The sequence below is a fragment of the Microbacterium hominis genome (genome assembly GCF_013282805.1).
Classification (GTDB): Bacteria; Actinomycetota; Actinomycetes; order Actinomycetales; family Microbacteriaceae; genus Microbacterium; species Microbacterium hominis_B.
In genome coordinates this window covers 290,444-312,802 of record NZ_CP054038.1, presented here as the reverse complement: position 1 = coordinate 312,802, position 22,359 = coordinate 290,444, and the positions used below count along the sequence as shown (strand labels likewise).

15 protein-coding genes are annotated in these 22,359 nt (G+C 71.2%); 4 read left to right on the top strand and 11 right to left on the bottom strand.

Features of this window, described 5'->3' with window-relative positions; genetic code table 11:
- Nucleotides 1-21: 21 nt before the first annotated feature.
- The 3 genes from HQM25_RS01355 to HQM25_RS01345 form a co-directional block, all read right to left on the bottom strand.
- Nucleotides 22-6,090 (bottom strand): Ig-like domain-containing protein, encoded by a 6,069-nt coding sequence (locus HQM25_RS01355; RefSeq protein WP_172988569.1) that lies wholly within the window; start codon nucleotides 6,088-6,090, stop codon nucleotides 22-24.
- 205 nt (nucleotides 6,091-6,295) lie between these two features.
- Nucleotides 6,296-8,653, bottom strand: a complete 2,358-nt coding sequence (locus HQM25_RS01350) for an ATP-binding cassette domain-containing protein (RefSeq protein ID WP_172988568.1) — start codon at nucleotides 8,651-8,653, stop codon at nucleotides 6,296-6,298.
- Between the two features lie 98 nt (nucleotides 8,654-8,751).
- The gene (locus HQM25_RS01345; RefSeq protein WP_172988567.1) at nucleotides 8,752-9,612 is read right to left on the bottom strand and encodes an LLM class flavin-dependent oxidoreductase; all 861 of its coding nucleotides are present in this window, start codon (nucleotides 9,610-9,612) and stop codon (nucleotides 8,752-8,754) included.
- Nucleotides 9,613-9,720: 108 nt separating this feature from the next.
- On the opposite strand from HQM25_RS01345, the gene HQM25_RS01340 reads away from it, so the two are divergent.
- Both HQM25_RS01340 and HQM25_RS01335 read left to right on the top strand, forming a co-directional pair.
- Nucleotides 9,721-9,909, top strand: coding sequence for a PspC domain-containing protein (locus tag HQM25_RS01340; RefSeq protein WP_172988566.1), 189 nt, complete (start codon nucleotides 9,721-9,723; stop codon nucleotides 9,907-9,909).
- 16 nt (nucleotides 9,910-9,925) lie between these two features.
- The gene (locus tag HQM25_RS01335) at nucleotides 9,926-10,678 is read left to right on the top strand and encodes a formylglycine-generating enzyme family protein (protein WP_172988565.1); all 753 of its coding nucleotides are present in this window, start codon (nucleotides 9,926-9,928) and stop codon (nucleotides 10,676-10,678) included.
- A gap of 23 nt (nucleotides 10,679-10,701) precedes the next feature.
- Here the strand turns inward: HQM25_RS01335 and HQM25_RS01330 are convergent, their stop codons facing one another.
- Nucleotides 10,702-11,268 (bottom strand): DNA-3-methyladenine glycosylase I, encoded by a 567-nt coding sequence (locus HQM25_RS01330; RefSeq protein WP_172988564.1) that lies wholly within the window; start codon nucleotides 11,266-11,268, stop codon nucleotides 10,702-10,704.
- Nucleotides 11,269-11,463: 195 nt separating this feature from the next.
- Between HQM25_RS01330 and HQM25_RS01325 the strand changes: the two genes are divergently transcribed.
- A complete protein-coding gene (locus tag HQM25_RS01325) occupies nucleotides 11,464-11,868 on the top strand; it encodes a glucose-6-phosphate dehydrogenase (protein ID WP_172988563.1) in 405 nt (134 codons plus the stop codon).
- Nucleotides 11,869-11,899: 31 nt separating this feature from the next.
- On the opposite strand, the gene HQM25_RS01320 is transcribed toward HQM25_RS01325, so the two are convergent.
- A complete protein-coding gene (locus HQM25_RS01320; RefSeq protein WP_172988562.1) occupies nucleotides 11,900-14,005 on the bottom strand; it encodes an acyl-CoA dehydrogenase family protein in 2,106 nt (701 codons plus the stop codon).
- Nucleotides 14,006-14,212: 207 nt separating this feature from the next.
- Between HQM25_RS01320 and HQM25_RS01315 the strand changes: the two genes are divergently transcribed.
- On the top strand, nucleotides 14,213-15,004 hold the full coding sequence (locus HQM25_RS01315) for a glycoside hydrolase family 16 protein (protein WP_172988561.1): 792 nt from the start codon (nucleotides 14,213-14,215) through the stop codon (nucleotides 15,002-15,004).
- A 67-nt stretch (nucleotides 15,005-15,071) separates the two neighbouring features.
- On the opposite strand, the gene HQM25_RS01310 is transcribed toward HQM25_RS01315, so the two are convergent.
- The 6 genes from HQM25_RS01310 to HQM25_RS01285 form a co-directional block, all read right to left on the bottom strand.
- Nucleotides 15,072-16,871 (bottom strand): glycoside hydrolase family 3 protein, encoded by a 1,800-nt coding sequence (locus HQM25_RS01310; protein WP_172988560.1) that lies wholly within the window; start codon nucleotides 16,869-16,871, stop codon nucleotides 15,072-15,074.
- Between the two features lie 258 nt (nucleotides 16,872-17,129).
- The gene (locus tag HQM25_RS01305) at nucleotides 17,130-17,426 is read right to left on the bottom strand and encodes a hypothetical protein (RefSeq protein WP_172988559.1); all 297 of its coding nucleotides are present in this window, start codon (nucleotides 17,424-17,426) and stop codon (nucleotides 17,130-17,132) included.
- Nucleotides 17,423-19,666: a hypothetical protein gene (locus HQM25_RS01300; protein WP_172988558.1), complete on the bottom strand. Its 2,244-nt coding sequence runs from the start codon at nucleotides 19,664-19,666 to the stop codon at nucleotides 17,423-17,425. The genes HQM25_RS01305 and HQM25_RS01300 overlap by 4 nt, the downstream gene beginning before the upstream one ends.
- A 200-nt stretch (nucleotides 19,667-19,866) precedes the next feature.
- The gene (locus HQM25_RS01295; protein ID WP_254359729.1) at nucleotides 19,867-20,916 is read right to left on the bottom strand and encodes a LacI family DNA-binding transcriptional regulator; all 1,050 of its coding nucleotides are present in this window, start codon (nucleotides 20,914-20,916) and stop codon (nucleotides 19,867-19,869) included.
- The gene (locus tag HQM25_RS01290) at nucleotides 20,906-21,442 is read right to left on the bottom strand and encodes a gluconokinase (protein WP_367948286.1); all 537 of its coding nucleotides are present in this window, start codon (nucleotides 21,440-21,442) and stop codon (nucleotides 20,906-20,908) included. The genes HQM25_RS01295 and HQM25_RS01290 overlap by 11 nt, the downstream gene beginning before the upstream one ends.
- A gap of 23 nt (nucleotides 21,443-21,465) precedes the next feature.
- Nucleotides 21,466-22,359, bottom strand: a complete 894-nt coding sequence (locus HQM25_RS01285) for a sugar phosphate isomerase/epimerase family protein (RefSeq protein WP_172988557.1) — start codon at nucleotides 22,357-22,359, stop codon at nucleotides 21,466-21,468.

Here is a 22,359-nt window from a genome sequence, read left to right as displayed (position 1 = left end):
TTCGTGGAATGCCGTTGTCTTTCACCAGGTCACGCGTTGCGAGTCGCCCCAGCCCTGGATCGTGACCCAGGCCTGCTCCCCGCCGTCGCCGAAGTAGCAGCCGAGCTGGATGGTCCCGTTCGCGGGGATGTTCCAGGTGGCGCCGCCGGCGAAGGGGGTTCCGCCGTACGGACCGGTCGCGTTGCAGTACACGCGGTAGCTGCCGGCGGGGAAGTTCTCCGTCGTGAGCGTCAGATACGCGCACTGCGAGCTCGTGCACGTGCTGCTGTTGGTGCGTGCGCCCTTGCCCGCGCGTGCGACGGGCTGCGGCGGCGCCACGGTGGTGGCCGAGTCCTGCGCGACAGAGCTCACCTGACCGGCCGAGTCGAACGCGCGCACCCTGATCGTGTGGGTCTCGGAGTAGCCGTAGCTGCGGGTGCGGGTGCCGTTCTTGGCGACGTCCTCCCAGGAGCCCCCGTCGATGCGGATCTGCACCTGGGTGATGGCGCGTCCGTTCTCGGCCGGAGCGCCCCACTCGTACGTGATGCTCGTCCCCGACCGGGTCGCCTTCGCACTCGGTGTTCCGACAGGCCCGAAGGGCACCTGCGGGGCCGACGGCGCGGATGCGGCTCCGTCATAGCGCACGCCGTCGAGCGACGTGTAGGCGCGCAGGGTCACGCGGTAGGTCGTGCCGTTCGTGAGCCCGGTGATCACGCGGTTGCCCGGGAGAGCCGCCCACGAGCCGCCGCCGTTGAGCGAGTACTGGTAGGCGAGCTCCGCCTGCGTCGCTCCGTTGCCGTTCGGCGGTGTGAACGTGACGGTCAGGCGCCGGTCACCGGGCGTCGCCGCGACGTTGGCCGGCGCGTCCGGCGCGACGAAGGCGCGACGCGGCGCGGAGGCCGGGCCGAACGATCCCCAGCCGGCCTTGTTCACCGCCCGCAGCGCGAACGTGTAGTCGGTCGTCGACGTGTCGACCACGACGGCCTGGCTGCGCTGGTCGCCCGCGATCCCGGTGATCGTGCGCACGACCGCACCGCCGCGCAGCACCTGCAGCTCGTAGCCCGAGATCGCCGCGCCGTTCGTGGCCGGCTCGTTCCACGCCACCTGCAGCTGGGCCTGGTCGCCCACCGGGGCGAGACGCTGGGTCGACGGCGCGGCGACCGGCTCCGGCGCGCGAGCGGGGATCTCCGTGGCCGACCACGCACTCCAGCTCGAGGGATCGGGCGCGCGGTTGTGCGCCTGGACGCGCACCTGATACGCGGTGCCGTTCTCCAGGCCGTCCCACACCAGGGTGTTCCCGGTGACGAGAGCCTTCTGCACGATGCCCGATGGCGGCGCCGGCGAGATCTCGAGCGTGAAGTGCTCGACCGGCGAACCCGGTGTGGTCGGCGTCACCCAGTCGACCTGCAGGCTCCGGTCGCCGAAGACGAGCGTGGGCGCCTGGGGGGTGTCGGGGCGCGCGTCGGGACGGGCGGTCTCCGACGGGGGCGACGGCTCGGAGTCGCCGACCCGGTTGGTGGCGACGACCGTGAAGTTGTACTCGACGTTGTTGGTCAGCCCGTCGAGGGTGCACGTGGTCGAGGAGCACGCCTTGGTGTAGTCGCCGCGGGTCCCGCTCACGGTGTATCCCGTGATCTCGGCTCCGTTGTCGACGGGCGGCGTCCACGACAGCACGACGGTGCGGTCCTGCACGCTCGAGACGGTCGGGGTTCCCGGTGCATCGGGCACGCCCTGCACGGTGAGGGTGATGAGGCCATCGACCTCGCGGTCGGGGTCGCCCGTGGCATCCTGCACCCGGTATCGCACCGTGAGCGTGCCGACGTAGGTGGGGTCGGGCGTGACCGCGACCCGGTCGCCCACGACCTCGGCGAAGCCCTCGCCGGTCTGGGTCACCGCCGAGACGATCGTCAGCGGCTCATCGAACGGGTTCACGTCGTTGGCGAGCACGTCGACCTCGACCGTGTCGCCCTGGTGGGCCTCGGGCACGATGTCTTCGTTCGCGGTGGCGAGCTCGCGCGTGGACGCGGTGACGGTGAGGGTCACGCTGCCCTCGATCGGATCGGTCTCGCCGTCGGAGATGCGCACCGTGAGCGTCGCACGCGTGCCCTTCTCGGTGGCGACGTCGGCGCTCGCCCGCATCGTCTGGCCGTCGACGGCCGCGGTGAGCCTGTTCGGCACGCTCCCGACGAGCGTGTACGTCATGCCGTCGAGGTCGCCCTCGTCGGGGTCGCTGGTGAGTGCGCGCAGGTCGAGGGCCGCGGGATCCTCGCCGGGCGCGACGGTCAGCTCTCCGTCGATGAACGTCGGCTGCTGGTTCTCCGGCGGCAGGACGGTGACCGGAAGCGTCAGGGTCGCCTTAGTGCCCTCGGGATCGTCAGGGCCGGTGCCGTCGGTCACCTCGAAGGTGATCGCGTCGGTGCCGTGGTAGCCCTCGGCCGAGGTGTACACGAGGGTGCGCTGGTCCTTGACGAGGTTCGCCCCGTTCGCGTGCACCGCCGACACCTTCGCCGCCTCCGTGATGACGACCGAGCCGCCCCCGGTGGTCTGCACGTGCTCGTCGAGCGGGATCTCGATCGTCTCGCCGCTGAGCACCTCGACACCGGTCGTGGACATCAGCGTCGGCGGGACGCTCGCCAGCGACGGCACCCGCAGGAACGCGGCCGTCGAGAGGCCGTCCTCGTCGGTGATCGTGTACGTGAGGAGACGCTCATCGTCGCCGATCGTGACGCGCACGACGCCGTCGGGCAGCACGCGCGCGCCCTCGTCGTCGACCGCCACCGTGAGTGCGGCAACGGTGCCGTCCGGGTCCTCGTCGTTGGCGAGCACTTCGACGTCGACGGTCTCGCCGTCGATGTCCTCGGGCTTGACGCGGTCGTCGCGGGCGATCGGACGCTGCAGCGGCACGTCCTCATCGACGGTGATCTGCACCACCGCACGGGCCTGCGCGGCGTGCGAATCCGTGATCGTGTACTGCAGCGACGTCTCGAGCTCCTCGCCCGGCGAGGTGACGACCACCCGGTCGCCGAGCACCTCGGCGGCAAGGCCGGGAACGTCGTCGGGCACGATGAGCCCGTTCGACACGAGCGTCGGCGTGTCGCCCTCGGGGTCGGAGTCGTTGGCCAGCACGGGAACGGCGACCTCGCGTCCGGGACGCATGACGACCGTGTCCTTCACCGCGTACGGCGCCTGATTGCGCGTCTCCGGCGGAGCGATGCCGACCCGCACGGTCGCCGTCGCCTCCGCGCCCAGGCGGTCGCGAACGCGGTACTCGAAGACATCCGTGCCGGCGGAAGCGGCATCCGCCTCGTACGTCAGGCTCCCCACTCCCGTCTCGACGACGCGCCCCTTGCCGGGGGCGGAGGCGAGCCCGACGAGATCGACCGAGTCGCCGTCGGGGTCGATCCCGTCGAGGGCGACGGGGATGCGCACCTGCGACCCGGCCAGCACGCGCGCCGTGATGTCCTTGGGGCGCGGTGCCTGGTTCGTCTCGGCGTTGACCGGCAGCACCTGGATGGTGATGTAGCCGGCATCCTTCTGCCCGGTGCTGTCGACCACTTCGTAGGTGGCGTAGACGGTGCCCGTCTTCTCGTTCGCCTTGAAGCGCACGGTGTCCTGCGACACGAAGACCTGGCCCGCTTCGGCCGCCGGGAACGGCTCGACGAGGTCAGCCGCCACGTGGATCGTGTCGCCGCTGGGGTGATAGTCGTTCTCGAGCACGGGGATCGTGACGATGTCGCCCGCGCGCACCACCGCCGTGTCGTCGTTCGCGACCGGCGGACGCAGCTTCGTCGGCCCCGGCACCGGGATGACGACGACCTCGCCCTGTGCGCTGCGCACCCCGTTGGAGATCGTGTAGGTCACCGTCGTCTGACGGCTGAGGGCGCCCTGATCCGAGATGCGCAGCTTCTCGTGTCCGAGCACCGACACCGACACGCGGCTGTCGCGATCGATCGACACCGACTGCACCACGAGGATGCCGCCGGCCGGGTCGAGATCGTTGGCGAGCACGTCGACGAGCGTCTCGCCGCCGCTGGGCAGCAGCGCCACATCGCGCACGGCGACCGGTGGCAGGTCGGTGTCCGCGTCGGATTCCACATCGACGCGCACGATGCCGCTCGACATCTTCGCGCCCGACGACGCCTGGTACTGCACGTAGTACACGCCCTCGGTCTCGGACGAGAACGTGAAGGTCATCTCGGCGTAATCGGGCACGACCGTGGCCCCGGCCACCTCTTCGACGCGGGTGAGCCGCAGCGGCTCGCTCCCCGCGTTGGTGTCGTTGAGCAGCGGAGACACCTCGACCGGCTGGCCGACGCGCGTGACGACATGGTCGGCGTTGGTGACGGGCGCCGTCGATCCGGGCGGGCGCACATCGATGCGCAGCGTGCCCGCACCCGTCTTCTCGCCGTCCGACACGAGGACCTCGATGTCCTTGCGGCCCAGCACGCCGTTGATCGAGCGGTACGTGATGCGGCCGTCGGCCGTGAAGTCGACCTCGTCGCCCTCGGCCGGCTCGACGTGGCTCAGGAACGGCTGGTCGCCGTCGGGGTCGATCCAGTCGGGAAGCAGGTTGTACGTGACGACGCCGCCGGCCTCCATCGTGAGGGCGGTCACGCGGTTCTGCTTCGGGGCGCCGTTGACCGACGCGTCGCGCACGTTCAAGGTGACCGTGGCTTCCGCGCGGCCGTCGCGGCCGTCGTCGATGCGGTACGTGAAGCGCGCGGTGCCCGCTGCGTCGTCGGGCACGGCGATCTGCAGACCCGCGCCCAGGTTGATCGTCTGCACCTCGCCGAAAGAGGGACCGCCGTCGGGAAGACTCACCGTCAGGATGTCGCCGTCCTGGTCGGTGTCGTTGTCGAGCACCGGCAGCACCGTGGTGCGGCCGGGACGCACACCGAACGAATCGTCGACGGCGATCGGATCGGTGTTCTTCTCGGAGCGCTCGGGCAGCGTCGTCTCGACCGTCTGCTCGGTGGTCTCCTCGTCGTTCTCCTCAGCCTCGCCCTCCGGCGGGGTCAGGTCATCCCAGTTGTCGACCTCCTGCAGGTCGTCGGCAGCCATCCACGACGAGCCGCCGCTGACGTCGTTGAGCACGATGACGTCGCGGTTCACCCGGAAGACGAGCTCGGCATCGGCGTCGGCGCCCGGCACCGGCGTGTGCAGGTCGTCGGCTTCGCCGGGGCAGTCGCGCACGAAATCCGCCGACCCCGACCACGCGCCGTAGGTGCACCCGCCGATCTGCACCGGCGCGGCGGGGGCGCCCGCGGCAGCCGCGAAGCGGCGCTGCTCGGAACCGTCGAACGGCACGGTCACGAGGGCGTCGGCGGTGGCCAGGCGCACACCGGTCGCCGAGTTCGACGCGACCTGCAGCCGCGCGGTGTCCGCACCGTCGACCTGAGCCGTCAGCCCCCGACTTGTCACGAGGGTGCCGGATGCCGCGTCGAGCACGATCGCGGTGTCGCCGACCGCCGTCACCTCGACCTCGGGGTTCTCCGGGAGCGCACCGAGATCGGACGTCGACGGCTCTCCCGGCTCACCCTCGGCATCGACGCGCACCGTCACCAGCGTGCGATCCTCGGCCGAGACCGCGTAGACCGTGCCGTCGGTGCCGACGGCGACCGCGCCGCCCTCGCCGAGGTCGGCGACAGGCTCGGTGCCGGCGGGGTCGAGACCCGCGATGCCCGCGGCCGCGCCCACCCACAGCGGGCCGTTCGGATCGAGCACGGCGACGGTCGGGCCCCCGAGGGCGATGCGGGCGCCGCTCGGGACCGTCGCGCTGTCGGTGAGCATGACGTTCGTGGTGTCGACGCGCGTGATCGAGGAACCCGCCTCGTCGACGACGAGCACGTCGTCGCCCGACTGGAGGATGTCGTATTCCTCCGAGACGGTGCGAAGACCCCCGTCGAGCACGCGCGAGGGGTGGTTGAAGTGGCCCACCAGCAGGCTCGACTCCTTCGTCACCCACACACTGCCGTCGTGCAGGTCGACCTCGGTCGTCGGATTGCCCTCGTAGACGACCGCGAGCACAGCCACGACCAGGGCTGCGGTGGTGACGATGCTCGTCGATGCCACGACGCGTCGGCGCGCGCGAAGCCACACGGGGATCTTCATCGGGACCGGGGCCTCCTGCAGGCAGTCTCAACGTACGCGGGGCGCGGGCACCGGACCGGACGAGAGTCTGAGGCGCTCGATCACAAGGGGATTCCACCACCCTAACCGCGGCGAAAGCGCTCTCCGCGCGTGGCGGCCCGCCCGGGCATCGTATGGCGGGCGACCCGCACCACTCGATGGGGAGAGTTCCCCATCGCGTGCCGGCTCACGCCCCGACGTACTCCTTCAGGTGCACCGCCGTCAGCGTCTCCCCCGCCGCGACCAGGTCGGTGGGCGTGCCCTCGAACACGATCCGGCCGCCGTCGTGGCCCGCGCCGGGTCCGAGGTCGATGATCCAGTCGGCGTGGGCCATGACCGCCTGATGGTGCTCGATCACGATCACGCTGTTGCCGGCATCCACCAGTCGATCCAGCATCCCGAGCATGTTGTCGACGTCGGCGAGGTGGAGGCCGGTGGTCGGCTCGTCGAGCACGTAGATCGCCCCCTTCTTGGCCATGGAGATCGCGAGCTTGAGACGCTGCCGCTCACCTCCGGAGAGCGTGTTGAGCGCCTGACCGAGGGTGATGTAGCCGAGGCCGACGTCGATCATGCGCAGCAGGGTCGCGTGCGCGGGGCCCTTGGTGATGAACTCCGACGCCTCGCTCGCCGACATCGCCAGCACCTCCGCGATGTTCCTGCCGTCGAGCGTGTACTCGAGCACCGCGTCGCTGAAGCCCGACCCCTCGCACAGCTCGCACAGCGTCTCCACCGACTGCGTGAACCCGAGATTCGTGATGATCACGCCGAGACCCTTGCACGCGGGGCACGCGCCCTCGGAGTTGGCGCTGAACAGGCCCGGCTTCACGCCGTTCGCCTTGGCGAAGGCGGTGCGCACGGCATCCAGGATCCCCGTGTAAGTGGCCGGACTCGACCGGCGCGAACCCTTGATCGCGGACTGGTCCACGACGACCACGTCGTCGAACGCCGGCACGTTGCCGTGGATGAGAGAGGACTTGCCGGAGCCCGCGACACCGGTGACGACCGTGAGCACTCCGAGCGGGATGTCGACGTCGACGCCGCGGAGGTTGTGCTGGGTCGCGCCGCGGATCTCGAGAGTCCCCTTCGGCGTGCGCGTGGACTGCTTGAGCTGCGCACGGTGGTCGAGGTGTCGACCGGTGAGCGTCGCAGAAGCGCGCAGCGCGGCCACGTCTCCTTCGAACTGGATCTCACCGCCCGCGCGCCCGGCCCCGGGGCCGAGGTCCACGACGTGGTCCGCGATCGCGATCACCTCGGGCTTGTGCTCGACCACGAGCACCGTGTTGCCCTTGTCGCGCAGCTGCTGCAGGAGCGTGTTCATGCGCTGGATGTCGTGCGGGTGCAGGCCCGCGGTCGGCTCGTCGAACACGTAGCTGATGTCGGTCAGGCTCGATCCGAGGTGCCGGATCATCTTCGTGCGCTGCGCCTCACCCCCCGACAGGGTGCCGCTGGCGCGGTCGAGCGAGAGGTAGCCGAGACCGATGTCGATGAACGAGCCGATCAACTGGCGGAGGCTCTTCATGAGCGGCCCGACCTCGGTGGCGTCGACCGAGTCGAGCCAGGCCGCCAGGTCGGTGATCTGCATCGCGGCGGCGTCGGCGATGCTCGTGTCGTTGATCTTCGACGAGCGCGCGCCCTCGTTGAGCCGGGTGCCGCCGCAGTCGGGGCACGGGAGGAACTTCACGGCACGGTCCACGAAGGCGCGCACGTGCGGCTGGAGAGCGTCGCGATCCTTCTGCAGCATCGACTTGGTGATCTTCGGCACCAGGCCCTCATAGGTCATGTTGATGCCGTTGATCTTGACCTTCGTCGGCTCCTTGTAGAGGAAGTCCTGACGCTCCTGGTCGGTGTAGTCCTGGATCGCCTTGTCGGGGTCGACGAACCCCGACTCGGTGAAGCCCTTCACCATCCAGCCGTCGGCGTTGTAGCCGGGAATCGTGATCGCGCCCTCGGCGAGCGACTTCGTCTTGTCGTACAGCTCGTCGAGGTCGACGTCGCTCACCTCGCCGAGTCCCTCGCACCGCGGGCACATGCCGCCGGTGATCTCGAAGCTGCGGCGCTCCTTCCTGCCCTTGTTCGCACCGACCTGGATCGTCACCGCTCCCGCGCCGCTCACCGACGGCACGTTGAACGAGAAGGCCTGCGGCGAGCCGACGTGCGGCTGACCGATGCGGCTGAACAGCAGCCGGAGCATCGCGTGGGCGTCGGTGGCGGTGCCCACGGTGGAGCGGGCGTTCGCCCCCATGCGCTCCTGGTCGACGATGATCGCCGGGCTGATGTTCTCCAGCGCGTCGACCTCGGGCCGGTTCAGCTGCGCCATGAACTGCTGCACGAACGTGGGATAGGTCTCGTTGATGAGCCGCTGCGACTCGTTCGCGATCGTCGCGAACACGAGCGAGGACTTGCCCGACCCGCTGACTCCGGTGAAGACGGTGAGTCGCCGCTTCGGGATGTCGAGCGAGACGTTCTTGAGGTTGTTCTCCCGGGCGCCGACGACCCGGATGACCTCGTGGGAGTCGGCGATGTGGTTCTCGGACGCAGCAGGCATGGGGACAGTCTGCCCGGGGTTGCGGACAACGCGCTTCCTGAATCCTGCTCGAACCCGATCGACCGGGTCCCTGCGCGAGCGCGGCGAGTCGGAGGCGGTCAGGCGCGCTCCCGCGCGACGAGTGCGCGCACCGCCGGGGCCACCTCCTCGCCGAACTCGCGCAGGAGGTTCGGATCGTCGGCGGCGAGGATGAACGTGCCGATGCCGTCGTTCCGGGCGAGGGTCGCGAGCCGCTCGGCGAACGCACCGGGGTCGGGGGCGAGGCGACCGACGTTGAGGAGGCGCCGGATCTCGCCCGGGTCGCGGCCCGCGGCGGCGGCAGCCTCGTCGATGGCGGCGTTGCCGCGACCGAGATCGCCCGGCTTCATGTATCCGAGCGAGGGCAGCCAGCCGTCGCCGGTGCGGCCGGTGAGCGCGAGCATGCGCGGCTTGTACGCGCCGATGTGGAGCGGGATGCGGTGCGCCGGGCGCGGTCCGCGCTTGGCTCCGTGCACGGAGTGGTGCACGCCGTCGGTGAATGCGCCGCGTCGCTCGTCGGTGTTCCACAGTTCGCGGATGAGCCCGATCGCCTCCTCGAGCGCGGTCACCGACTGGCCGGGGGTGAGGCGCGTGCCGCCCATCGCGGCGATGGCGTCCCAGAAGCCACCGGCGCCCAGGCCCAGTTCGAAGCGTCCGTTCGAGAGCAGGTCCAGACTCGCCGCCGCGCGGGCGACGACCGCGGGCGGCCGCAGCGGAACGTTGAGCACGTTCGGCGCGATCCGGATGCGGGCGGTGCGCGCGGCCACGAACGACATCAGCGTCCACGTGTCGAGGAACGCCGGCTGGTAGGGGTGGTCCTGGAAGGTGACGAGGTCGAGCCCGGCCTCCTCGGCGACCCGCGACAGCAGCACGGGGATCGAGGGGTCTGCGGCGGCCGGGGTGATGAACGCGCCGAACTCCAACGGGTGCCCGTAGTCCATGGTGTCCTCCGTGAGGGGGAACCCCGCGCGCCCGCGGGGCATTCCTGCCCGCGCAGGCCCGCAGGCCGCCCATAGGAATCGGCGGCGCGCGTGTGTAGCCTGGGCGCCATGACGCAGGGCCTCTACCGCCCCCTCGAGAACCGCATGCTGGCGGGTGTGTGCGCCGCCGTCGCTGCGCGCTTCGGCATCACGGTCACGCCGGTGCGCATCCTCACGGTGATGGGCGCATTCTTCTTCGGCGTCACGATCCCGCTCTACATCGGTCTGTGGATCCTCATCCCGCAGGGCGACGAATAGCGGCATACTCTCCCGGGTGACCGACATCGAGCTCGCCCGCATCCCGGGCGGCACCGTGGAACTGCACGACGCGCGCCGCAGCGTGCGCCGGCGGGTCGAGCTGGAGCCGTTCGAGCTCGGCGTGTTCGCGGTCACGCAGGAGCAGATGTCGGAGCTGCTCGGCGAGGCGGCGAGCGGGGGCGTGCACCCCCGCCGCCCCGCTGTCGATGTGAGCTGGCTGCGCGCCGTGCGGTTCTGCAATGCGGCGTCGGAGTGGGAGGGACTCGATCCGGCGTACTCCTTCGAGGGCGCCGAGGTGACGTGGCACGTGGATGCCGAGGGCTACCGCCTGCCGACCGAGGCCGAGTGGGAGCACGCGTGCCGCGCGGGATCCACGGGCGCGCACTACGGCCCCCTCGCGGAGGTGGCGTGGACGAGCGCCGACGGGGTGCGCGTGCCGCAGAACGTCGGGGGCAAGCATCCGAATCTGCACGGCCTGTTCGACACGCTCGGCAATGTGTGGGAGTGGTGCTGGGACCTGCTGGACCCCGCGAGGTACGGCGACTACCGCGTCTTCCGGGGCGGCGGGTTCGCCGACGACGCCTGGAGCGTGCGCGCTTCGACCCGCCGCGGCGGTGCTCCCGGCATGCACCACGACGATGTCGGGTTCCGCGTCGCGCGCGGAGGCTTCGACGGGACGGAGGCCGCGCAGGGCTGGTCGGCGCTGGTCGACCGCGAGCGCGCGGAAGTCGACGCCCCGACCCCGCCCGGGTGGACGCCGCTGCGCTGACGGCGCGGGTGCCGGTGTGCCGGTCAGGCCGCCCGCCAGCATCCCTCCACGTGGTCGTCGACCATGCCCGCCGACTGCATCAGCGCGTACATCGTGGTCGATCCGACGAACCGGAAGCCGCGCTTCTTGAGCGCCTTGCTCAGCGCGTCGGACTCCGCGGTCGTCGCGGGCACGTCGGCGAACGAGGCCGGGCGGGCGTGGGATGCCGGGGCGAAACCCCACAGGAAGGCGTCGAGCTCGCCGGCATCCATCTCGCGCACGAGCCGGGCGTTCGAGATCGTCGCGAGGATCTTCGCCCGGTTGCGCACGATGCCCGCATCGGCCATGAGGCGGTCGACGTCGGCCTCGCCGAAGTCCGCGACCGCATCGGGGTCGAAACCCGCGAAGACCTCGCGGAATCGCGGACGCTTGCGCAGGATCGTGATCCACGACAAGCCGGCCTGGAAGCCCTCGAGGCTCATCTTCTCGAACAGGGGCCGGTCGCCGCGGAGCGGACGCCCCCATTCCTCGTCGTGGTAGCGCGCGTACTCCGCGTCGTCTCCCACCCACGCGCAGCGCGCGATCCCGTCTTCGCCGTTGCGCACGCTCACGCCGCCACCCTACGCCGCACCGCCGACGCTCCACCGTCGACGCTGCACGGCCCGCACCGCCGACGCCGCACCGCCCGCGAGAGGGTGCGAGAACGAAGGGGGCGGCCGCGGGGGGATGAGGGGCGGGTTACTCTGGAATGTCGGGCATGCGCTTTTGGCGCGATCCGCCCGCCTTCCCCACGCAAAGGACCCGCCATGAAGATCGTCGACTCATCCGACTGGCGAGAGAACCTCCCCTTCGAGACCCCCACCCTCGTCGCGGACGTCGTGCCGGGAGAGCCCACCCGCTGCGTCGGCTGCGGCGCCGACTCCGCACTGCATGAGCGCAGCGAGCTGTGGGCGGTCAAGCACCGGCATCCCAAGAACCACAGCGGCTTCGTCCGCTTCTACTGCGCCGAGCACCGTCCCGCGGTGGTCGTCGCCCCCGCGCCCGTGGTCGCCGCCGCCAAGCCGAAGGCGGCCCGCAAGCCCGCCGCGCCGCGCACGACCACGCCGCGTCCGACGCCGTCCATCGACCGCGTGCGGGCGATGTGCCCGGACTGCTTCCTCGAGGTGTCGGCCACCGGCGAGTGCGGCATGTGCGGCAACAAGGTCTTCTGACCCGCCGCCGGCACACGCCGCACCGGCGCGGCTACTTCTTCTTGAGGCTCTTCTCCGAGACGGGCGCCTCACCCGAGGCGGCCAGCGCCTCGTAGTACGCGCGCGCCTCGTCCTGCCGGGCCTGCTCGGCACCCGAGGCGATGGGCGCGCGCACGTGCTCGGGCGCGAATCCGTAGGCGTCGACGAGGTCCTGCGCGTGCGGGCGCAGGCGCACGCAGAGGCGGTCGATGTACCGGCCCACCGAGGCGGCGCGCTGCGCGGAGAGGCGCCCGTTGATGAGGTGCCAGGCGAGGTGCTTCTCGATGAGGTGCAGCCCGAACAGGTCGCGCAGCCACGTGAGCACCTGCTTCGTCCCCTCGTCCGCGACGCGGTTCACGCCGTCGGTGAACGCCTCCCACTGCAGCAGCTCGCCGTGGGCGCGGGCGGCGTCGATGAGCTCGGCCTGGTGCGCGTTGAACAGCGCCGCGGCCTCGTCGCGGGGGAGCTTGGATGCCGGGCGCAGCGCCGCGGCCACATCGGCGACCATCTGCTCGACGCGGCCGGCGAGCAGATCGTGCTGCTGGTCGGCGCGCAGGCCGAGCTCCACGGAGCGGGCGGTGGAGCCGAAGTCGGCGACGGTCTGCCCGAGCTGGCGGAGCCCGGCACCGTGGAAGACCTTCTCGGCGGTCTGCTTCGCGGCGAAGGAGGCCAGCTTCGCGGCATCCGCTCCCTTGAACTGCTTGGCGTAGTCGCTCAGCAGGCGCTTGCCCACCAGCTGCAGCAGCACGTTGTTGTCACCCTCGAAGGTGACGTACACGTCGAGGTCCTGGTGGAGGTTCACCATGCGGTTCTCGGCGAGGAAGCCCGATCCGCCGCAGGCCTCGCGTGCCTCCTGGATGGTCGACAGGGCGTTCCAGGTCGAGAGGGGCTTGAGCGCCGCGGCGAGGGTCTCGAGGTCCTCGCGCTCGTCGGGGGTGTCGTGGCGGCCCGAGAACACGGCGTCGAACTTCTTCAGCAGCTCGTCGTGGGAGAAGAACTGCGCGTAGTTCTGCGCGAGAAGCGGCAGCAGGCGCCGCTGGTGCTTGCCGTAGTCCAGCAGCACGACCTCGTCGGTGCCGGCACCGGAGTCGAACTGGCGGCGCTGGTTCGCGTAGGTGAGCGCGATGTGGAGGGCGAGCGCGGTGCCGGTGGTCGCGGCTCCGTCGAGCGACACGCGGCCCTGCACGAGCGCGCCGAGCATCGTGAAGAAGCGGCGGCCCGGCGACGGGATCTCGGAGCTGTACGACCCGTCGGCGGCGACCTGGCCGTAGCGGTCGAGCAGGTTGAACCGCGGCACGCGCACCTGGTCGAACGCGAGACGGCCGTTGTCGATGCCGTTCAGGCCGCCCTTCACGCCGTCGTCCTCGCTGAGGATGCCGGGCATCATGGCGCCGGCGTCGTCGCGGATCGGCACGAAGAAGCAGTGCACGCCGTAGTTCACGCCGCCGGTGATCAGCTGCGCGAACACCGTCGCGGCCTTGCCGTGCAGCGCCGCGTTGCCGAGGTAGTCCTTGTACGCGCCGCGGAACGGCGTGTGGATGACGAACTCCTCGGTCTCGGGGTCGTAGGTCGCGGTCGTGCCGATCGCGGAGACATCGGAGCCGTGGCCGGTCTCGGTCATCGCGAACGCACCCGGCAGCTCCAGGCTGATCACGTCGGGAAGCCAGGCGTCCCAGTGCTTCTCGGTGCCGAGCTGGTAGATCGCCGAGCCGAACAGGCCCCACTGCACGCCGGACTTGATCTGCAGGCTCGGGTCGGCGAGCACGAGCTCCTGGAACCCGGCCAGGTTCGCGCCGTTGTCGTCGCCGCCGCCGTACTTCTTCGGGAACGCGCGGCGCGAGCCGCCGTTCTCGACCAGCAGGTGCAGCTGGCTGAGCACCCGCTCGCGGTGCTCGTCGAGCGGCATCCCGGGCACCTGCCAGAAGGCGGGGTCCTTGATCATCTCGCGGGCGGTGCGGCGGGTCTCAGCCCACGTGCCCAGCAGCAGGTCGGTGACCGCGTCGATGTCGATGCGGGGGTCGGATGCCTCCCCCGCGGTGCGCGGTGCGGTGGGCGCCCCGCCGGCGGGCGTGCGCTTGTGGACGGAGGGCTTCTTGGTACGGACGACGGCGTCGGCCATGTGCATCACCTCTCGGTGCGATGGACAGGGGTAAGTACTCTCCCGACGGTAGGACTCTCACAAACCTGCGCCAACCCGTATGTGGATGCTCCACAAAACGGCCCGCGCTCCGAGCGCGCCTCCGTTGTGTCCGGCGCACAGTTCACGGCGGCGACCGCGTACGCGGGGGCCATTGCCGGGGCCCCCGGGGCGGAGGACACTGGGCGTGTGCTCGACCAGTCGCCGCTCGACCTCACCGGGCGCACTCCCGACGTCGACGAACGGTTCGACGGCCCGCTCGACCCGAACCGGTGGTGGCCGTTCTACACGCCGCACTGGTCGTCTCGCGAGCGTGCGGAGGCGCGCTGGTCGACCGACAGCCGCGGGCTGGCGCTGCGCATCGACGAGGACACGCCGCCCTGGGCACCCGACCTCGACGGCGACATCCGCGTGTCGCACCTGCAGACGGGCCAGTTCTCGGGGCCGTCGGGCAGCGGGGTCGGCCAGCACCGGTTCCGCGACGGCCTGACGGTGCAGGAGCCCCAGCCCACGTGGCGCCTGTGGCTCGTGCGGCACGGGGTGATCGAGGTGCGGATGGCCGCGGTGCGGCATCCCGATGTCATGGTCGCCTGCTGGCCGATCGGCTTCGAGGACCGCCCCGACGACTGCGGCGAGATCTGCATCGCCGAGATCTTCGGCTCCGAGGTCGACGAGCGCGCCGGCTGGGTGGGCGTCGGGGTCAAGCCGCAGCGCGACCCGCGGCTGCACGAGGACTTCGAGAAGGTCCGGGTCGTCGGCGACCTCACGCAGATGCACGACTACGCCGTCGAATGGATGCCGGACCAGCTGCGCTTCTTCGTCGACGGCCGCTGGATCAAGACCGTCGACCAGTCGATCGACTACCCGGTGCAGCTGATGCTCGACGTGTACGAGTTCCCGCGTGCGGACGGCACGCGCGACGTCGCCGCCCTCCCGCACACGCTGCGGGTCGAGCGGGTGCGCACCTTCCCGCCCCGCTGACGCCGCCCGCGAGCCCCGCGGGCCCGAGGCGCCCGGCCGAGGAAGGGTCGGGCGCCGGGCGGCGCGCTTACAGGGTCAGGCCGTGGCCGAAGCGGAACAGCGGATCGGCCGTGTCGAACGGCACGTCGGGGCGGGATGCCGCGACCGCCGCCATCGAGCGGGGAAGGTCGAACGGCAGACGCCCCAGGGGCTCGGCCTCGCCGACGAGCACGTCGAGCAGGCCCGCGCCGCTGACCCCCCAGTTCGCCGTCACCGCCGCGGCAACCTCGACGATGGGCTCGAGGATCGCGGGGCGATCGAGCAGCACGTCGACGACGGTCGGCACGGCGGCGGCGACCTCCCGCACGTGGGCGAGGACCTCGTCGGAGAAGGCGAGCGAGCCGGCGTGGAAGAAGTTCTCGAACATCGTCTCGCGCTGCTCGAAGGGGGCGTGCAGGCGGAGCACGGCGATGTCGGCCTCGGCCGGGGTGGTCACGACGGTGCCGAACGTGCCCGCGACCTCGGCGTCGATGCCCTCCACGTACACCTTCCGCCCGCGCGCGAACGGGAGCACTCCGTCGTTGGTCAGCACCGTGATCGAGGCGCGCTGGGCTGCTTCGCCGGCGGCGCGGAAGTCCGCGCGGCCGACGATCTCGTCGGCGGCGTCCTCGTCGACGAACGCGTTCTCGAACAGGCCGAGCGCGAACTTCTCCCGCAGGAGGCGGCGGGCCGAGGCATCCACCCGTTCGATCGCGATCTCGCCCGCGGCCACGAGCTCGACGAGCATCTCCGGGCAGGCCTCGCCGCCGAACTGGTCGGCACCGGCCTCGAGCACCTTCTTCAACCGCTCCTGCGGCGTGAGGTGCTCGACGCCCCACGCGCGGGCGGGGAAGGGCTGGCCGAAGATCTCGGCGTCGTTGATCAGGCCCCAGTCGGTGCACACGACGCCGTCGAAGCCGTACCGCTCGCGCAGGAGCCCCGTGATGACGGACTTGTTGAACCCGAAGCCGACCTCTTCGTACTCGGTGCCCACGGGCATGCCGTAGTACGGCATGATCTGGCGGGTGCCCGCCTCGAACGCGGCCTCGAACGGCTTCAGGTGCAGCTCGAACTGCCCGCCGGGGTACACCTGCTCCCGGCCGTATGCGAAGTGCGGGTCCTCGCCGTCGAGCTGCGGCCCGCCGCCGGGGAAGTGCTTGGTCATCGTCGACACCGAGCCGGGACCGAACGACGCGCCCTGGAAGCCCCGGATGTAGGCGGCGCCCATGCGGCCCGACAGCTCGGGGTCCTCGCCGAAGGTGGCGGTCTGGCGCGCCCAGCGCGGCTCGGTCGCGAGGTCGACCTGCGGGTGCAGCGCCACGCGCAGCCCCACCGCGGTGTACTCCTGGCGGGCGATGTCGCCGAACCGCTCGACGAGCTCCTCGTCGCCGATCGCGGCGAGCCCCATGGTCTCGGGCCACTGCGAGAACGGCCCCGCCATGATGGCGGCGCCCGGGTTGTCGCTGAACGAGTGGCGCGGGTCGGTCGACAGCGTCACCGGGATGCCCAGTCGCGTACCGGCGGCGATCTCCTGCAGCGCGTTCTGCCAGGCGGCGATGTCGCGGCCGGTGGGGGCGGCGCCCAGCAGGTTGAAGTGGTTCATGTGCTTCTCGGCGACGAATTCGACCGCCGACGGTCCGCCCACCATCGCATTGCCCTGGTCGAGCGGCCCGATGCCCATCATCGTGTGGAAGAACAGGCCCGCCTTCTCCTCGATCGTCATCTCGGCCAGCAGCAGCTCCACGCGCTCGTCGACGGGAAGGGTCGCGTCGAGCCAGGGACGAGTGGATGCCGCGCCCGCGGCACCGGTCGGCGCGGCGGTCTCGGCGGGGGCGGGGTTCGGGGTCATGCGGTCACTCCTTCGTGGCAGCGCTGTCGTCGCGCCCCGCCATCGTATTCCGAATAACGCTCGCTTTTCACTCTCCGCGTGAAACTCACAGCGTCCGGGACTCCGCGGCTTCGCTGCTCCGCTGTCGCAATCCGTTGCTCCTGCTCCGCTGTCGCAATCCGTTGCTCCTGCTCCCGCACTCCGCTGCTCCGCTGCTCCGCTGTCGCAATCCGCAGTCGAGGTGACCGTTTGCGACAGCGGAGCAGCGAAGTGACGCGCTCAGACGTAGCCGAACAGCGTCTGCTGCTCGCGGAACGCGACCGTGCCGTCCACCCGGGAGATGCCCACCCACGTCTCGGTCGATGCGTCGAAGGCATGCTCGGCGGCGAGCGCGGCATCCGCGATCTCGACCGTCAGCACGTGCGGACCCGGCTCCACCTCGACGACGAGCGCCTCGGCGAGCCCGATCTGCATGCGGGTGGTCGGCGCGGCCTCGGCGACGATCCCCCCGTCGAGGCGCACGACCACGTGCTCGCCGGTCCAGCCGTCCTGGAACTCCAGATGCAGCGGGATCACTTCGCCCCCTTCTTCGCCGCCGGCTTGCGGGTGGCGGGCTTACGGGCCGCGGCCTTGGGCTCCGGCGCGTAGCCTTCCGCGGTGCGGGCGACGTCGTCGAGCACCCGGGGCAGCACCCCGCGGCCCTCGAGCACGTCGCGCATGCCTCGCTGCATGGATGCCGCGTGGTCGGCCGCTCCCTCCCGTGCGGCATCCCCGGAGATCGCATCCACGAGCCCGTGCATGCGGATGTGTCCGAGCGTCTCGGCCGCGGCATCCGTCACCAGCTGCGCCTCCGCGATCTGCAGCGCCTCATCGACCTGCGCCGCGCGCACGCGCACCTCGCCGCCGGCGGCGGAGACCGACGACTGCGCGTCGGCGCCGTCGGGGATCTCGAGGAGCTTGTAGTCGCGCGCGAGCGGGCGGGCGATCGCCGCAGCCGCGTGGATCGCGATCCGCGAGGCGGGCAGCCGGTCGACGGCCTCGGCGAGCGTGTCCGCGGCGACGGTGTCGACCGCGGTGCCGTCGAACGCCAGGGCCCGGCCGACGCGCTCGGTGAAGACCTCGCCGGCGAGCGCCGACTCCTCCGGCGAGCGGGGGGCCGCCACCCGCAGCGAGAACGGCTCGCTGCGCAGCGGGCGCCCGTCGACTTCGACGACGGCGACCACGTCGTACGAGCCGGGCTCGGACACGTCCCAGCCGTTGAGGCCCGCGAACACCGGCAGCGACGCGTAGACCGATCCTCGGGGCTCGAGCACCGAGGCGATCGACCCCGTGCAGGTGCGGGCATACGGCATCCACTGCCGCGGTTCGGTGCGCGAGCCCGCCACGATCGTCAGCACGTGCTGCGGGTCGAGGATGTCGGCGTGCACGACCTTCGGCTCGGCACTGGTGTTGGTGAGCTTGAGCTCGAGCACGACCGGCTCCAGGAACTCGAACACCGGCGCCGGCCGGTTCGCCCGCACCTCCAGGCGGTACTCGGCCGGGGGCAGCTCGGCGAACGCCTGCTCGAACGAGTGGTGGTCGAACCAGTCCGCGTTGCCCATCTGCACGAACCGCGACGGCGCGTGCCGCAGGAACAGCAGCTCCTCGTCGGAGAAGCGGTAGGCGAAGTCGGAGAAGAACGCCGCCTGACCGCCCGAGACGAAGTACGGGTAGTTCATGAACGAGCGCGCCTCCGGCTGGTTCGCCATCGGGATCCACGGGGTGCCCAGCGCCTTCTGCCAGGAGTGGGCGAGGTTGAACGCGTGCCCCATCTCGTGCACGGCCGTCCAGAACCGCATGCGGCGGTCCCACGCGTCGGGCGCGGCATCCCCGGCCGGCACGTCGCGGATGAACGAGTCGGTGAAGATCGCGGTCCCCTGCCGGTGATTCGGGCCGATGTCGTCGAACATGACGCCGCCGAGGCTCCGCCCGGTGTCGTGCTGGCGGGCCCAGAAGGTCCACAGCGCCCACTGCGGCGCATCCGCGAAGCGCGACCAGTACGTCTGCATCGCGTCGTGCATCTCCGCGTCGCTCCAGGTGCCGTTGGCGCCCGCGCCGCTGACCGGCACGGTGCCGGCTGGCGTCGTGGTCACCGCGAAGCCCGCGCGGCGGAACACCGTCTCGATCGACAGCGCCTCGTCGGCGAGCGTGGCCGGCCGGTTGGGGTGGTCGTGGGTTTCGATCTGGGTGATCGGCTCGGCGTCGGGAGTGGCGTCGAATTCGAACTGCACGGCACGGAACGACGCCGACTCGAACGGGTATCTGCGCGTGAGCGTGCGACCGCCGCCGCGGCTGAACACCACGGTCGCATGGCCGCCGACGCCGAAGAACGACGGCACCACGGTGATGTCGACGTGATCGTACGCGAACCCCGCCGCCCCGTAGCCGTCGGTGTGCCAGATGGGTCCGGCGTAGCGCCACGTGCCCGTCTTGCGCACGCGCGCGATCCACGACTTCTGCCGCGACAGCAGCGAGATCGAGGTGCCGCTGGCGGTCATCTGCGGATGGTGCCGGTCCACGTCGAGCCGCAGTTCCTCGCGCAGGCGCAGCGGCGCGAACGCGATGGGCGGGTCGCCGAGCGCGGCATCCGCCTCATCGGGCTCGGCCGCGGCCTCGGCCGGCGGCGCGACGCGCGGTGAGAACGACGGACGCCGGATCGCGTACGTGCCGCTCGCGGACGCGTACCGGAACGGCAGCCGCTGGAGCTCGTCGAGGGGAAGCGGTCCCCCCTCGAGCTGATCGAGATCGAGTCCGTGCTCGTCGTCGATGATGGTCATGGCTCCTCCTTGGACAGGGGAGGCATATGCCCCCTGTTGAGGAGGGCGCGGAGGCGGATGCGGATACACGCGCCTCCTCTGCTCCGCTGTCGCAATCTGTCGTTCGCGGCACCGTGTGCGACAGCGGAGCAGCGAAGCAAAAGGAGCAGCGAAGCAAAAGGAGCAGCGGACGAGGGGGGCGCCGCGCGGCGGCGCCGGCGTCAGCGCGCGACGGCGCCGGTCGAGCGGCGCACGACCAGCTCGGTGGCCAGCAGCGCCGCATCGGCGTCGGCCGCGGGCGGGGCGAGCAGGTCGTGCACGGCACGCTCGCCGGCGAGGGCGAGCTGCGAGCGCACGGTGGTGAGCGTGGGGGTCACGAGCTCGCTGCCGAAGATGTCGTCGAAGCCCGCGACGCTGAGGCCGCCGGGCACGGCGACGCCGGCCTCGGTCGCCGCCTGGATGACGCCGATGGCCACGAGGTCGTTGAACGCGATCACGGCGTCGACGCGCGCGGCCAGGAGGCGCCGAGCGACGGCGCGCCCGCCTTCGATCGTCGGCTGGTTCGGGCCGATCTCGATCGCCGCCATGTCGAGGCGCTCGGCCGCGTCGAGGATCGCGTCCCAGCGGCGGTCGCTGATCCACGACTCGGCGGGTCCGGAGAGGAAGGCGACCGACCGGTGCCCCAGCTCGGCGAGGTGGGCCATGAGTGCGTCGACGCCCTGGGTGACGTCGGGAAGGATGCCGGGCACGCCGTCGACATCGCGGTTGATGAGCACGATGGGCTTGCGCCCCGCGATCTCGGCGATGCGGTCATCGCCTAGACGCGTGGTGGCCAGCACGATGCCGTCGACCCCGGGCATGAGCCGCTCGATCGCGGCGGCTTCGGCCTCGCCGGATTCCTGCGACTCGGCGATGACCAGCGTGTAGCCCGCGTCGGAGGCGGCCTTCTCGGCACCGCGGATGATGCCGAACACCACCGGGTTCGTGATGTCGGCGACCACGACGGCGAGCGTGTGGGTGCGCCCTGTCGGAAGCGCGCGCGCCATGGGGTTGAAGCGGAAGGCCACGAGCGCCGCTGCGGCGCGGATGCGCTCCTCGGTGCGCGCGCTGATGCGCCCCGGCTTGCTGAGCGCCCGCGACACCGTCGACGGGCTCACCCCGGCGACCTCCGCGACGTCGTAGATGGTCGAGTTGCCGCCGCGCCGCGCGATGCGTGCGGCGACCTCGTCGGACACGACCATTCCCTCGCCCACCGCACGCTCAGCCGACATGGGCACCCAGCCATTCCCCCGCTCGCGCGGCCAGATCCTCGATCGGCGCGGCGACATCGAGCGCGATGCCCGGCTCGTCGTCTTCGAGCGGCTCGAGCGTGGCCAGCTGCGACGCGAGCAGCGCCGGCGGCATGAAGTGATCCGCGCGCCCGGCGGCGCGTTCGGCGAGCAGCTCGGGAGACCCCGTCAGATGCACGAACACGACGCCCGGCGCCCGCAGCCGCAGCCGGTCGCGGTATCTGCGGCGCAACGCCGAGCAGGCCATGACGACGCCGCCCTCGGCACCGGCCAGCGCGGCTCCCACGAGGTCGAGCCACGGCCCGCGATCGGCGTCGGTGAGCGGGGTGCCCGCGCGCATCTTCTCGACGTTCGCGCTCGGATGCAGGTCGTCGGCATCCCGCATCGGCACGCCGAGCCGCTCCGCCAGCGCGAGGGCGACAGACGACTTGCCGACCGCGGAGACGCCCATCACCACGACCCGCACCCGGTGGGGTGCGCCGGCGACGGGTGTCTCCAGGGTGCTCACCCCACCCATCATGCCGGTTCCGGTCACGACCCGGCGGTCGCGGCGAGCGCCGGGGCGCCGAACAGATCGGCGTAGCCGAGCGCGACGAGGTTGTCGTAGGAGGTCTGGAGGCACTCGAGCGGCGTGCGGCCGTAGAGGTCGTCCTGCTCGACGAGGAGGTACTCGGCGCCGATGGCCTTGCTCTCCTCGATGATGCCGGCGAAGTCGAGGTTGCCCTCGCCCACCTCGGCGAACTGCACGACACCCGTGAATGCGGCCATGAACCCGGGGAAGTCGCCCTTCCCGAGCGCCTCGAACGCCGACGGGGGCAGCTGCCCGATGCGGTAGTCCTTGAGGTGCACCATGGTCACCCGCTCGCCGTACTTGCGCAGCGTCGAGACGGGGTCGAGCCCGCCGCGCTGCACCCAGTGCACGTCGATCTCGAGCCCCACGCTCGGAGCGCGGTCGGCGATGATGTCGAGCATGTAGCGCCCGTCGTACTTCGCGAACTCGATGTGATGGTTGTGGTAGTACAGCCCGATGCCGTGGTCGGCCAGGCGACCCGCGATCTCCTCGGTAGCGTCGCAGAACGCCCGCACGCGGTCGAGGGAGGCCATGGCGTCGAACGGCAGCATGCCGATGCGCAGCTTCGTGGCATCCAATCTGCGGCAGTCTGCGACGATCTTGTCGAAGTCGTCGGTGAGCGACTCGGCGGTCATGCCGGGAGGTGCGGTGAGCATCGCCGACAGGGCGGCCATCTCGACGCCGAGCTCCTGGCGCGCCCGGTCGAGCTCGTCGACGTTCTCGGGGGTCATGGGCACCTGCGAGATCTCGAAGGCCGAGTAGCCGATCTCGCTCACCTGCTTGAGGGTCTCGAACACACCGTCGGTCGCGAAGCTCTCCTTGAGCATCATCGCCTGTACGCCGATCCTGGTCAT

Coding starts and splice junctions, on each gene's coding strand:
- HQM25_RS01285 (WP_172988557.1), bottom strand. CDS start 22,359: ATGACCAGGATCGGCGTACAGGCGATGATGCTCAAGGAGAGCTTCGCG.
- HQM25_RS01320 (WP_172988562.1), bottom strand. CDS start 14,005: ATGGCCGACGCCGTCGTCCGTACCAAGAAGCCCTCCGTCCACAAGCGC.
- HQM25_RS01355 (WP_172988569.1), bottom strand. CDS start 6,090: ATGAAGATCCCCGTGTGGCTTCGCGCGCGCCGACGCGTCGTGGCATCG.
- HQM25_RS01345 (WP_172988567.1), bottom strand. CDS start 9,612: ATGGACTACGGGCACCCGTTGGAGTTCGGCGCGTTCATCACCCCGGCC.
- HQM25_RS01350 (WP_172988568.1), bottom strand. CDS start 8,653: ATGCCTGCTGCGTCCGAGAACCACATCGCCGACTCCCACGAGGTCATC.
- HQM25_RS01340 (WP_172988566.1), top strand. CDS start 9,721: ATGACGCAGGGCCTCTACCGCCCCCTCGAGAACCGCATGCTGGCGGGT.
- HQM25_RS01295 (WP_254359729.1), bottom strand. CDS start 20,916: ATGTCGGCTGAGCGTGCGGTGGGCGAGGGAATGGTCGTGTCCGACGAG.
- HQM25_RS01300 (WP_172988558.1), bottom strand. CDS start 19,666: ATGACCATCATCGACGACGAGCACGGACTCGATCTCGATCAGCTCGAG.
- HQM25_RS01325 (WP_172988563.1), top strand. CDS start 11,464: ATGAAGATCGTCGACTCATCCGACTGGCGAGAGAACCTCCCCTTCGAG.
- HQM25_RS01310 (WP_172988560.1), bottom strand. CDS start 16,871: ATGACCCCGAACCCCGCCCCCGCCGAGACCGCCGCGCCGACCGGTGCC.